At 56.6% G+C, this 12,083-nt stretch carries 12 protein-coding genes; 5 read left to right on the forward strand and 7 right to left on the reverse strand.

The features are described 5' to 3' along the window. Nucleotides 1-12: 12 nt before the first annotated feature. A complete protein-coding gene (locus tag A3850_RS09315; protein ID WP_068215879.1) occupies nucleotides 13-1,650 on the forward strand; it encodes an aspartate:alanine exchanger family transporter in 1,638 nt (545 codons plus the stop codon). Further along, nucleotides 1,647-2,798, forward strand: a complete 1,152-nt coding sequence (locus tag A3850_RS09320) for a glycosyltransferase family 4 protein (RefSeq protein ID WP_082921724.1) — start codon at nucleotides 1,647-1,649, stop codon at nucleotides 2,796-2,798. The genes A3850_RS09315 and A3850_RS09320 overlap by 4 nt, the downstream gene beginning before the upstream one ends. A gap of 142 nt (nucleotides 2,799-2,940) precedes the next feature. Here A3850_RS09320 and A3850_RS09325 read toward each other — a convergent pair whose 3' ends face one another. Next, the gene (locus A3850_RS09325; RefSeq protein WP_068215881.1) at nucleotides 2,941-3,522 is read right to left on the reverse strand and encodes an RNA polymerase sigma factor; all 582 of its coding nucleotides are present in this window, start codon (nucleotides 3,520-3,522) and stop codon (nucleotides 2,941-2,943) included. Nucleotides 3,523-3,978: 456 nt separating this feature from the next. Between A3850_RS09325 and A3850_RS09330 the strand changes: the two genes are divergently transcribed. Continuing rightward, a complete protein-coding gene (locus tag A3850_RS09330; RefSeq protein WP_068215883.1) occupies nucleotides 3,979-5,136 on the forward strand; it encodes a cystathionine gamma-synthase in 1,158 nt (385 codons plus the stop codon). 7 nt (nucleotides 5,137-5,143) lie between these two features. On the opposite strand, the gene A3850_RS09335 is transcribed toward A3850_RS09330, so the two are convergent. The 5 genes from A3850_RS09335 to A3850_RS09355 all read right to left on the reverse strand — a co-directional run bounded on the left by A3850_RS09335 (nucleotide 5,144) and on the right by A3850_RS09355 (nucleotide 9,047). After that, nucleotides 5,144-6,232, reverse strand: coding sequence for a mechanosensitive ion channel family protein (locus A3850_RS09335; RefSeq protein ID WP_157501015.1), 1,089 nt, complete (start codon nucleotides 6,230-6,232; stop codon nucleotides 5,144-5,146). A 187-nt stretch (nucleotides 6,233-6,419) separates the two neighbouring features. After that, nucleotides 6,420-7,670, reverse strand: coding sequence for a hemolysin family protein (locus A3850_RS09340; RefSeq protein ID WP_068215887.1), 1,251 nt, complete (start codon nucleotides 7,668-7,670; stop codon nucleotides 6,420-6,422). Nucleotides 7,671-7,673: 3 nt separating this feature from the next. After that, entirely contained in the window at nucleotides 7,674-8,240 is a 567-nt protein-coding gene (lptC, locus tag A3850_RS09345; RefSeq protein WP_068215889.1) for an LPS export ABC transporter periplasmic protein LptC, read from the reverse strand. A gap of 12 nt (nucleotides 8,241-8,252) precedes the next feature. Next, a complete protein-coding gene (locus tag A3850_RS09350; protein ID WP_068215891.1) occupies nucleotides 8,253-8,432 on the reverse strand; it encodes a hypothetical protein in 180 nt (59 codons plus the stop codon). Between the two features lie 168 nt (nucleotides 8,433-8,600). Next, nucleotides 8,601-9,047 (reverse strand): GNAT family N-acetyltransferase, encoded by a 447-nt coding sequence (locus A3850_RS09355; RefSeq protein WP_068215893.1) that lies wholly within the window; start codon nucleotides 9,045-9,047, stop codon nucleotides 8,601-8,603. Between the two features lie 116 nt (nucleotides 9,048-9,163). Between A3850_RS09355 and nspC the strand changes: the two genes are divergently transcribed. Continuing rightward, entirely contained in the window at nucleotides 9,164-10,279 is a 1,116-nt protein-coding gene (gene nspC, locus A3850_RS09360) for a carboxynorspermidine decarboxylase (protein WP_068215895.1), read from the forward strand. 141 nt (nucleotides 10,280-10,420) lie between these two features. Here the strand turns inward: nspC and A3850_RS09365 are convergent, their stop codons facing one another. Beyond that, entirely contained in the window at nucleotides 10,421-11,341 is a 921-nt protein-coding gene (locus tag A3850_RS09365) for an EamA family transporter (RefSeq protein ID WP_068215897.1), read from the reverse strand. A 102-nt stretch (nucleotides 11,342-11,443) separates the two neighbouring features. Between A3850_RS09365 and A3850_RS09370 the strand changes: the two genes are divergently transcribed. Further along, entirely contained in the window at nucleotides 11,444-12,061 is a 618-nt protein-coding gene (locus A3850_RS09370; protein WP_068215899.1) for an OmpH family outer membrane protein, read from the forward strand. Nucleotides 12,062-12,083: the final 22 nt, after the last annotated feature.

Here is a 12,083-nt window from a genome sequence, read left to right on the forward strand (position 1 = left end):
GTTCTCCCTGTCATGATCGAAACCCTCGTCCAATCCCCCCTTCTCCTCCTATTCACCGTCATCGCAATCGGTTACGGGATAGGGGACATTAAGATCCGGGGCTTCAAGCTCGGCGTCGCGGCGGTTCTTTTCGTCGGCCTGGCGTTTGGTGGGCTGAGCCCGGACCTCAAGGTGCCGCAGTTCATCATCTTCCTCGGGCTGGCGATTTTCGTGTATACGGTGGGCCTGAGTTCCGCGCCCGCCTTCTTCGCCAGCTTCCGCCGCCACGGTTTTCGCGACCTCTATTTCGCCACTTTCACGGTATTGTTATCGGCAGTGTTAGCCTACGTCATTGGCCGCGGCCTGGGCTTTGATGCGGCGCTGACGAGCGGTCTTTATGCCGGCGCAAGTACCAACACCCCGGCGCTGGCCGGTTTGCTCGACGCGATCCAACAATCAGTGGGCGCTGACGCAGGTGCAGCGGAAGGGATGAGCGAACAAGCCGTCGTTGGTTATTCCCTCGCCTATCCCATGGGAGTGCTGGGCGTGATGCTGGCGATCGTCCTCCTGCAGAAGGCAATGGGGGTGGACTACCAAAAAGAAGCCGACGAGCTCTCCAAAGAATACCCTCTCGGCAGCAAACTGACCAGCCGGACCTACGTGGTGGCACACCCGGAGATCACCGGCAAAACCCTCCGGGAATTCCGCCGCGGCCACGACGTAAGGGTCGCCTTCGGCCGCATCCAACACGACGGAAAGACCACCCTCACCAACTGGGATACCATCCCCCTAGCTGGCGACAAACTCGTCCTGGTCGGGACGGAAGAAGCCATCACCGAAGCCGCCGCACACGTAGGCCCCGCCGCCGCGGATCAGCTTACCCACGACCGGACGGTATTCGACGTCCGCCGCATCTTCATCTCCAACGACGCAATTGCGGGCAAGACCATCGCGAGCCTCAACCTCCAGGAGAAGTTCAACCTCCTCATCACCCGCGTCCAACGTGGAGATATGGACCTCCTCGCTACTGGGAATACCACCCTTGAGCTTGGCGACCGCATCCTCATGGTGGCCCACCGGGATGACCTACCGGCCCTCTTCAAAGTGTTTGGTAATAGCTACGAGGCCCTGTCGCGCGTCAATCTCCTCAGCTTCGGGTTGGGTATCGCCCTGGGACTGATCCTGGGTATGATCAGCATCACGCTGCCGGGAGGCTATACCTTCAGTCTGGGCTTCGCCGGTGGCCCGTTGATCGTCGCTTTGGTCCTGGGACAACTCCGCCGTACCGGCCCTATCCTCTGGACCTTGCCCTACGGCGCCAACCTCACCCTCCGCCAGGTTGGCCTGATCTTCTTGTTGGCGGGCATAGGGATCCGCTCCGGCCAAACCTTTTTCCAGACGCTTCAAACGCAACTTGGATACCAGGTATTCCTGGCCGGCGGCGTCATCGCCATTTTAAGTACGGTGGCCACCCTGATCGTAGGCTACCGAATGCTGAAGATCCCCTTCAGCTTTCTCGGCGGCATGGTCGGTAGCCAACCCGCCGTTCTCGATTTCGCCCAGGAACAAGCTGGGAACAATTACCCCACCATCGGCTACACCCGCTTACTGCCGATGGTGCTGATCGGGAAGATTCTGGCGGTGCAGATTCTGTATAATATCCTGGCTTGAGGAAAGCGCCGCCAAACATTGAGGCTAGTGCTGCGCAAGGAGTCACCGTCGCCCTAGTAGCCAACGCAACCTGGAATTTCCACAACTTCCGCCGCGGCCTCATCAACGCCCTAGCGGAACGTGGTCACCAAGTGTTGCTGTTGGCTCCCGCCGACGATCACGCCGCGGATTTGACGGATTTAAACGCCACCTTCATTCCCCTCCACCACCTCTCCCGTTCCGGCCGCAACCCGGGAAAGGATCTACAATTGGTATTGGAACTACGCCATCACTACCGTAAGTACGGTGTGAGTCTTGCCTTCCTATTCACCATCAAGCCCGTGATCTACGGGACGCTGGCGGCGGTGGGTACGGCTACCCGTACGATCGCTACCCTTACTGGCCTCGGCTACGCGTACACGGGGAAGGGTAGGGGTGGTGCCCTCGTCAGCACCCTATACCGTTTGGCCCTGAAACGGGGAGACTTCACCTACTTCCATAATCCGGATGACCGGCAGTTGTTCCTGGAAAAGGGATTGGTGTCCGAGCAACGGTCAGATGTTATCCCCGGCTCCGGCCTCGACGTCACGGCTTACGAACCGACTCCCTTTCCCGGAGGAGAAGACCACCAAATACTTTTCGTCGGTCGCCTCCTTGAGGACAAGGGCATTCGCGAATTCGTGACTGCCGCAGCGAGCTCAGCCCCCAGTCATCCCAACTGGACTTTCCACGTAGTGGGAGACTTGGATCAGGAAAACCCCGCCGCCATCTCCGCCGAAGAAGTGAGCGGTTGGAAAGAACGCCCCGAACTCACCTTCCACGGGCAGGTAGCCGATGTGAAACCATACCTCAGTGCCGCTAGCCTAGTCGTCCTGCCCTCCTACCGTGAGGGTTGCCCCCGCGTCCTCCTGGAAGCCGGCGCCATGGAGCGCCCGGTTATTGGCGCAGACGTCCCCGGCGTACGTTCCGTAATCGATCACGAAAAAACAGGTTGGCTGGTACCGGTAGGCAATGCGTCGGCCTTATCTGATGCCATGAAAACCGCGTTAAAACAGCCACAAAAACTAGCCGAAATGGGCCAGGCCGGCCGAAGGCGGGTTGCCGAAGGGTTTAGTGAAAATATTGTAGTCAGTGAATACCTGAAACAGATGGATGAATTGACTATTTAATTTTTAAGTCTATAGTCTGCAGTCTGTAGTAGCGGCACTGCAGACTATAGACTAAAGACTGCAGACTAAAAAAGCCCCGGCAGCGAATTCACGCAGCCAGGGCTTTTTTATTAAAAGAGGGGGAAGAGTAATCCCAGCAACATTACCGCAGGGCAATCTGCTTCTCGTCCACCATTTTGCGCATGTTGATGAGCGCGTAACGCATCCGGCCCAGGGCCGTATTGATGCTGACGCGGGTCAACTTCGCGATTTCTTTGAAGGACATATCCGCGTAGTGGCGCAGGATGACGACTTCGCGCTGCTCGGGCGGGAGGGCATCGACGAGGCCGCGCACCTTGTCGTGGGTTTGGCTGCGGATCATGTCGGCCTCCGCGTTGCGCTCGGAGCTCTGGAGCACGTCGAAGATGTCGAAGGTTTCCGTTTGGCCAACGATGGGGCGGCGCTTGTTGCGGCGGAAGGAATCCACGCACATGTTGTAGCTGATCCGCATGGCCCACTGCAGGAACTTGCCTTCGTGGTTGTACTTACCCTTGCGCAGGGTATCGATGATCTTGATGAATACCTCCTGGAAGATGTCCTCAGCCTGGCTGTGGTCCTTGGTAAACAGGTAGATGGAGGTGTAGATTTTCTGTTGGTGGCGACCGAGGAGTTCCTCAAAAGCGCGGTCCGTTCCAGAAAGGTAAAGCGTGATCAGTTCCTGATCATTCAGCGACTTGATGTCCATGACTAACGTTTGAATGCATTGGGGGGATTATTCCCGGGGGGCCGCCGGCCTAAAAGTGATCGGCGTAGTTAGTGTAGACGTTGCTGTATATAAATCGCTTTAGTAGTGAGTTGTCGGCGCAAAACGCTGCGCTTCGTGATGGACCAAAGATAGGGAAAGGATTTTCACTTATACAAGCCCTATCCCTGGGTAAACCTTGCTTTAACGCGCACTTAACGCCGGTTTTAACCCTTTTTTAGTGGCTCATTCTACCCGTCGATCCCCGAATTCATTGGCATTTTGCTGCCTCCTCCTAATTTTCTTCGCCCGCCCACTTTATTGCGTGAATTAGCCGTACACCTTGCACAATAAGCAGTGAGGGCGCTGCCGCAGGTGCAATGCAATGGGATAAAACGGGACCGGTCACGTAGCTTTAGGACCATCATCTTTGAATAGGAAAGCACTATACCAATATTCATGTCCAAGCAGAACCAACCCAACTTCGCCACTAAATGCATCCACGGTGGCCTCAGCCCGGACCCAGCCACCGGCGCGGTGATGACCCCAATCTACCAAACCTCTACCTACGCGCAGTCGGCACCCGGCGTGAACCAGGGGTACGCGTATGCCCGGACCAAGAACCCCACCCGCAGTGCCCTCGAAAGTAACCTGGCTTCCCTAGAGAATGGTAAGCACGCCATCTGCTTCAGCAGCGGTCTCGCCGCCATGGATAACATCCTGAGGCTACTATCCCCCGGCGACGAAGTACTGGCCAGCGACGATCTCTATGGCGGCTCCTACCGTCTCCTGACTTCCGTTTTCGCAGGCTTCGGAATCAAATCCCGTTTTATCGACATGCGGGACGCAACTACCGTGGCCGCTGAGGTAAGTGATGCCACCAAAATGCTCTGGATCGAGACTCCCACCAACCCCATGCTCAACCTGGTGGACATTGCCGCGCTCACGGAAATCGCCAAAGAGAAAGGTCTCCTGTCCGTGATCGACAACACCTTCGCCAGCCCCTACCTCCAACAACCCTTGGATATGGGGGCTGACCTCGTACTCCACTCCGCCACAAAGTACCTGGGCGGCCACTCCGACGTGGTGATGGGCGCCGTCGTCACGCACAACGAAGAATTTGCCCAACGGCTTTACTATCTACAAAACGCAGTCGGCGCCATTCCCGGCCCACAGGATTGCTTCCTCGTTCTCCGCGGTATCAAAACACTACACCTCCGTGTCGAACGCGCCTGCCAGAACGCCCAGCGGATCGTGGAAGTCCTGCAGCGTGACGACCGCGTTGCCCATGTCTATTACCCCGGCCTTCCGGATCACCCCGGCCACGCCCTCGCCCGACGGCAAATGCGCGATTTCGGCGCCATGGTCTCCTTCGATCTGAAAGTGGATACTATGGAGGCTGCCTCCGCCCTCATGCAGAAAACCCACTACTTCACCCTGGCCGAATCTTTGGGCGGCGTCGAATCACTGATTGGCCACCCCGCCACCATGACCCACGCCAGCATCCCCCGCGAACAACGCCTTCAGGTGGGACTGACCGATTCCCTCATCCGACTCAGCGTGGGCATCGAAGACGCGGATGATTTAGTAGACGACCTCACCAACGCCCTTCGCTAAAGAGCGATTAATTTTCCTCCGTCCCCACTTTCTGGCTCAACGTAGCCCCACCACCTGGTGTAAGCGGCGCCGCCACCCGGTTCTGCGGTAAACAGTGCCGGTAATTCTCCTGGATCCAGTTGATACAGTGCTCCCGGGTAGCGCAACGTAGCGTAAACGTATCCCCCGCATTCCTGGCGCTGACGAGGATACGGATAGTCATCGCGCGGTCGCTGTTATCCGTCACCATGACGGAGTTGACGCGCTCATCCCACAATTCTTGGGTAGGAAGGAAACGGGTAACCTCTTCGCGCAGGTCCGGGACGGGGAAGGTGTAGTCCACGTAGAGTAGCACCGTACCGGTGAGTTCCGTGTTCGTCCGCGTCCAGTTTTGAAAAGTGTCGTCGATGAATTTTTGGAGGGGGACGATCTGCCGCCGCTGGTCCCACAAACGCATCGTGACGTACGTCAACGTAATTTCTTCCACCCAGCCGTACTCCCCGTTCACAATGAGAGCATCGTCAATTCGGATGGGTTGCGTAAAGGCAATCTGAAAACCTGCCAGCAGATTAGCGATGGATTTCTGGGCGGCCAAACCAATGATAATGCCGCCAACCCCGGCAGTCGTCAGCAGGGTAGTACCCAGCTTCTGCATCGCGGAGAATTGCATCAGGATCAGCGCCGCGAAGACGATGAACACGACGATCCCGACTACCCGCTGGATGTACTGCAACTGGGTAAGGATCTTCCTTTCCCGCAAGTTGTTCCCATCCTCAGCCGCGTAGTGGTGACGAATCGTATCGGCCCCCACGTTCACGACCCGGATGATGAAGAGGGCAATGAAAACGTAGAGAAAGGTCCTTACCAGAATCTGGAGCCCGCGCACGAATAGCGGGAAGGTAGCCGCTTCGGGCGATCCAGCCTCCGGCGTCAACGTACTCCAAAAGATCAGCGTGAGCCCGGCCGAAAGAATCCAGAAGACACTGGACCGCGTCCGGTCAGAAAATTTGTCCAGCGATACGCTATTGATCCGCTTTGCGGTCGCCTTCAGGATCGGATACGTGACCATAACCACCACGGTACTGATCAACAAAGCCGTTCCCAGCAGGATAGCCATGCGTACGGATAAGGGTAGTTCTGCGATGTAATTCAGCAATTGCTCCAAGAGAAGTTCGTTTATTAAAATTTACTCCGAAAGTTAAGTAGCAGCGCAGCTAAAGCACCACGACGAAGTAGCAGCGTAGCTAAAGCACCACCACGAAGTAGCAGCGCAGCTAAAGCACTAAAATACCAAAGCACCAACCCTAATCCTCCTCCTTCTCCACCCGAATCAACTCAACCTTAGTATTAGAAACCTCCACCATGATCAGACGGTAGCCTTTAATCTCAATGAGTTCATTGCGCTCCGGTACCCGTTCGGCTACGCCGGTGACGAGACCCGAAAGCGTGTGGTAATCTGCCTCAGGCAGCTGCAGGTCGTATTTTTCATTGAGGTAACTGACCTCCAGGCGGCCACTGAAAAGGTAGCGATCGTCCTCTAGTTCTTCCTCCACGTAAGTATCGTCGTCGTGCTCATCGTCGATCTCGCCGAAAATCTCTTCCAGCATGTCCTCCATGGTGATTACGCCGGCTACGCTGCCAAACTCATCCACCACGCAAGCGATACTGAGTTGCTCTTTGATTGTATCGTGTAATACGTCAGTTACCCGGGCTACTTCGGGGAGGAATTTGATGTCCAGTACGATATCCGCCAAGGTTTCGGGCATCCGGAGTAGCTGGTGGTGGTGGACGTACCCGAGAATTTCATCAACGTCATCCTTGTAGACCAAAAGCCGGCTCAGACGGGAGTCGCGAAATTTCTCCTCTAACTCATCAATGGTGGCGTTGACGTCAATCACGACGATCTCATTTCGCGGGATCATGCAGTCGCGCAGGCGGACGTTGTTGAGGTTCAGGGCATTCCCGAATAGCTTGGTATCAATACCACCGGGTTCTTCGTCGCCCGAGCCACTTTCGTTGACGAATTTCTCCAGGTCGAGACGGGTCAGTACGTTATCCAGGTCTTCACCGGGTTCTTTAAAGACGAGTTGCAGCAACAGGTTGCTCACGCCCGTCATGATCTTGCTCGGTAGGTAGAGTAACCACGCGAGGCCACGGATAGGGTAGGCCAGGGTGTACAGGGCGTCATCGGCGTAAAGGCGGAAGAGTGTTTTGGGTAAGTACTCCCCGAAGATCAGCACGATTAATGTGATAATGAGGGTATTTACGAGTAATAACGTAAGCTCTCCCGTTATCCCGGTATAGCTTGCGAGCAGCGTGGTGATGGGAACGGTAATCAGACTGGTGAAGGCCACCAGCGCGATGTTATTCCCCACCAGCATGGCGCTCAAGAAATCGGCTGGCCGCTCGTACCAACTCGCCAGGATGCGGCTTTGGCCGGTACCGCGCTTCTTCTTGAGCTCTACCTTCAGCTTGTTGGCGCTCACGTAGGCAATCTCCGAACCACTGAACAGGGCGGAGAGAAACAAAAAGGCGATGATGGCGAAGGTGAGCATAGCTTATGGGTCCTTCGGTCGGTTGAGGGGAATGCGGCCGGATACCTCCAGCACTTTAGCGTTCTCGAAGGCCTGGTCCGCTTCCAACCCGTAGCCCGTGATCAGGTAATCGGGTTGCTGCAGCACGACGAATTTGTTTGTGTGGATGCGGCCACTCTTCTCGTCCCAGTTCAACTCCTCGGTCTCCAGACGCTGTTGATCTACGGATTGCCACACGACGCTGTCCCGCACGGTGATCTTGCTGGTTCGCTGGTGGTACACGCCCCATTTTGCGATGAGGGTGGAGCTGGTGTCCTGCAATTCATCGAAGAAGGTGAGGTGTAGGCCATCGGGAAATTCCTGCCGGGCTTTGGCCTGGTCGACGTAATTCAGCATGGTCGGGGCTGTCACGATCACCCGCACTTTGGCCGAGTCGCTGTAGATCATTCGCACCCCGGAGGCCACCTCAACGTTGGGCTCATAGCGTTGCTGCAATTCCGCCACTTCCGCCGGATCATTGATACAGGCGGAGACCAGAAAGAGCAGGAGAAACAGTAGGGGAATTCGAAATAAAGGGCCAGGCTCGGGCATGGGGTAGGGGGCTTACGCGCGCATCAGCGACCGTGCTCCGTCCAGCAGCGCTCCGTAGAGTTGGGGCTCCGCCGGGACGTTCTCCTGGTTCGCTTTGTAGATGTAAACAACCAGGATGGTAAAGAGCATCAGGCCAACGAATGCGCCCAGGATTACGTAGCCTTTGATACCGGCTTGCTTGATTTCTGACATAATTATTCTAGATCTTAACGCAAAGATAACTCCGGCCCGCCGATCTGGGATGGCCCGCCAGTTTAATCCTTGGGTCTTTTCCCCGCAGCCTGAGCCACCGAGCATTTGGGTGAATTTCTATACCTCATGAACGGACCGCCAGCCCGCCAGGTTTGCCCGGCGGGAGTGCTATTTAATCGCCAGTTTACCGTTCAAATAACAATCTTCAATCTCTGCGTTTTGGGCGGCGTAAAACTTCAGCGCTTCGGTATTCGTATCGGCGATCTGCCACTTCAGAAGGCGGCATTCGTGGCGCTTACCCACTTCCAATAGTGCATCCCAGAGTTGCTGTCCGATGCCCCGGCGGCGGTAGGCCGGGTCCAGTACGAAGTCCTCCAGGTAGATCATGCGGCCCTTCCAGGTGCTGTAAGTGAGGTAGTACAGGGCCATGCCTACTACTTTTTCCTCCTCCGTAGCTACGAGGGCCTTGAAGTAGCCCGCCGCAAAATCCCTTTCGTAATCGGCGATCGTAGCCGTGAAATCTGGCAGGTGGCCAACGTATTCCGCCAGTTCCGCCACCAGCGCGTGGATGGCGGGCAAATCTTTCAATTCAGCGTCTCTGGTTGTGATGGGCATGGTACAAATTTTTAGCAAAGCTAATAAGCGCACCACCGTAAATTTGGGCGCTGCCGCAGGTGCCTTGCGAATGGGGAATAAACAAGGGTACGCTGCCGGCAAAAGACTATATCTCAATGGCTGAATTCCAACTCCACGAAGACCGGATCCGCAAAAACCTGGAACTGATCGCCGACGTAGCCGCCGCGGCCGACGTCCGGATCATCCTCGCCCTCAAGGCCTTCGCCTACTGGCCCGCCTTCCCCATTTTCGCGGAATACCTGACTGGCGCAACGGCCTCCAGCCTCAACGAAGCGACGCTCATCCAACGGCACTTCGGGAAGGCCCCCCACGTTTACGCCCCGGTTTACGTACCGGAGGAATTCGACCAGGTCCTTTCGCTGGCGGGCCACCTCACTTTTAACAGCCTGACCGAACTGGAACGCTACCGTCCTCAGTGGGAGGATTCCTCCGTAAGCGTAGGCCTTCGCGTCAACCCGGAATACAGCCCCGTCGCTACGGACCTTTACAACCCAGCTTCCCCCCGGGGCCGGCTCGGTGAAACCCTGCCCAATCTTCCGACTAAGCCTCCTCCAGGGCTCAAGGGTCTCCACGTCCACACTCTCTGTGAATCTACGGCAGCGCAAACGGCTACACTGATTGAAAGGATCAAAGCCCAGTTTGGCCACTATCTCGGCCAGTTGGAATGGCTCAACCTCGGCGGCGGCCACCTAATGACGAAAGCCGGCTACGATGTGGATGAGTTGGTTCGGACACTTCGACAACTCCGCGAACGCTACCCGAACCTGGAGGTGATCCTGGAACCGGGCTCCGCCATGCTCTGGAATACGGGAACGCTGAACGCCCGCGTGCTGGACATCGTGAACAACTACGGCACCCAAACCCTGATGCTCGACGTGAGCTTCACCTGCCACATGCCCGATACGCTGGAAATGCCCTACCGCCCGGAGATCCGCGGCGCCAGCACGACGGAAGACCCCACTTACCCCTACGCTTACCGACTTGGTGGGATGTCCTGCCTCGCCGGTGATTACCTCGCTGAATACTACTTCCGCCAGCCTGTCCGCCCCGGCGATACCCTGATCTTTGAGGACATGGCCCATTACACCACTGTGAAAACGACGATGTTCAACGGCGTCCCTCACCCAGACATCGTATTACTCGACGCCGATGGGGAGGAACTCCACCGGCGCTCCTTCAGCTACCAGGACTACGAAGCGCGGATGGGCTAGGACTTGCGTATATTTCACTAATAGCCACGATACGCCTGTGACGTCTCCCCTCTCCTTTGGAGAGGGGCCGTGGGAGAGGGCTATGCGAATTCACGAACATTAGTAGAAGCCCTCTTTAGTGATCTTGTCTTGGACAATGACCTATTCCGCGGAAGAAGGGTCGGGGACCTCCGCCTTCCCCGTAGCCGTCTGAATAAAGTATACGCCCGCCAACATCACCACCCCCGCCAGGATGGTTTGCTTGGTGACGACCTCCCCGTTCAGCAAAGCACCCAACACGACGGCAACGACTGGATTGACGTAGGTATTCGTCGCCGCCTTATCCGGACTGACACGCGACAACAAAAAATTGAAAGCGGAAAAAGCCAGAATCGCGCCAAAGAGCACCAGGAACACCCAGGCCAGGGCGGACTTCAGGCTTACCTGCTCCACCGCAAAGCCGTCCCAGTCATTCGCCGCAAAACTGAAGGCGAGTAGCACGGCCCCACCCACCAGCATCTGCATGGAGGTGGCCCGAAATTTATTTTTTCCCATGTCCAGCTTCGGCGTCAGCGTCATGCCGAAGGCCCAGCAGCCCATCCCGAAAAGGATACCGAGAATTCCCTTGTAGGCGCCGTCCCCCGTCAGCGTAGCCGGTTGGTTGATGAGCAGAAACATCCCGCCGATGCTGACGGCCGCACCGATAAACGCTTTCGGGCCGGGCCGCTCGGTAAAGACCAACCACATGATGAGCATCACCAGCAGGGGCTCGAAAGCGATGATGAGCGCCGTCGTACTGGTAGGCACCCATTGCTGGGCCCAGACGACCGTACCGGTACCCATCGTCAGGAAAAGTATCCCAATCAAACCGCAGTTAAGGAACTGGCGCAGGGTCGGCGTGCCGCGGTCCCCAAAGAAAAGTGATAGGATCCACAACAGTACCCCGGCCGTGAGAAAACGGGCACCGCCCATCCCGAAAACGGGCAAAGTTTCAATGGCCCAGTAATTGGCCAGGTAGGTCGATCCCCACACAAAATAGGTGGTGAAAAAGGCGGCAACGATGAGCCACTTTTCTTTTTGCATGGGTTGGTTTACTGTGGGGTACGGATGAAGAAACGCAAAGGTAAACGCTCGCACTTGCCCACGCTGATAAAGCGTATCTTTGCGGCCCAAATTTGAAATCTTATGACTCGTTTCGTATCCACCCTGTTGCCGGCCGTGCTGTTCGTAACTCTGGCCACGCTCACCAGCTGCCAGCCACAAGAAAATGCAGCGTCTGCATCTACCACCACGGATGCAGCTAGCCACCAGGGGCTCAACCTGGTCTTCATCCGCCTCGATAGCCTGCAGAACGGCTACACCGCGCTGGCGACCGAACTCGACCGCTTGGAAACCAACGCCAACGCGGCACAGGAGAATATCCAGAAGGAAGTAGTTGCCCTGGAAAACGAAGTGCGCAAACTCCAAAACCAGGCCCAACAGGGTCTCCTTACGCCGAATAAGATCAAGTCGGAACAGCAGCGCATCGCCCAAAAGGAGCAGCAGATCATGCAGCAGCGGGACATCGCGCTGGGTAGTATCCAGGAAGACCAGATGCGGCTTCAGACGGAATTCGGCATCAAGGTGAAGGACATCCTCCGCGAACTGCGCGACGAGAAAGGTTACGACATGATCTTCAACGAAGGTGGCGGCAGCGGCCTGCTGATGGGCGCCGATGCGATGGACATCACCCCACTCGTCCTCGAACGCCTCAACGCCATGGAGGATACGACTGAAGCAGACGCTGAGGCGACGGAAGAGTAGCTCGCTTGTAGTCAGCGCAATA

Source organism: Lewinella sp. 4G2 (genome assembly GCF_001625015.1).
In the GTDB taxonomy this organism is placed as follows: Bacteria; Bacteroidota; Bacteroidia; order Chitinophagales; family Saprospiraceae; genus Neolewinella.

Coding starts and splice junctions, on each gene's coding strand:
- A3850_RS09315 (WP_068215879.1), top strand. CDS start 13: ATGATCGAAACCCTCGTCCAATCCCCCCTTCTCCTCCTATTCACCGTC.
- A3850_RS09325 (WP_068215881.1), bottom strand. CDS start 3,522: ATGGACATCAAGTCGCTGAATGATCAGGAACTGATCACGCTTTACCTT.
- A3850_RS09330 (WP_068215883.1), top strand. CDS start 3,979: ATGTCCAAGCAGAACCAACCCAACTTCGCCACTAAATGCATCCACGGT.
- A3850_RS09335 (WP_157501015.1), bottom strand. CDS start 6,232: ATGGCTATCCTGCTGGGAACGGCTTTGTTGATCAGTACCGTGGTGGTT.
- A3850_RS09340 (WP_068215887.1), bottom strand. CDS start 7,670: ATGCTCACCTTCGCCATCATCGCCTTTTTGTTTCTCTCCGCCCTGTTC.
- lptC (WP_068215889.1), bottom strand. CDS start 8,240: ATGCCCGAGCCTGGCCCTTTATTTCGAATTCCCCTACTGTTTCTCCTG.
- A3850_RS09350 (WP_068215891.1), bottom strand. CDS start 8,432: ATGTCAGAAATCAAGCAAGCCGGTATCAAAGGCTACGTAATCCTGGGC.
- A3850_RS09355 (WP_068215893.1), bottom strand. CDS start 9,047: ATGCCCATCACAACCAGAGACGCTGAATTGAAAGATTTGCCCGCCATC.
- nspC (WP_068215895.1), top strand. CDS start 9,164: ATGGCTGAATTCCAACTCCACGAAGACCGGATCCGCAAAAACCTGGAA.
- A3850_RS09365 (WP_068215897.1), bottom strand. CDS start 11,341: ATGCAAAAAGAAAAGTGGCTCATCGTTGCCGCCTTTTTCACCACCTAT.
- A3850_RS09370 (WP_068215899.1), top strand. CDS start 11,444: ATGACTCGTTTCGTATCCACCCTGTTGCCGGCCGTGCTGTTCGTAACT.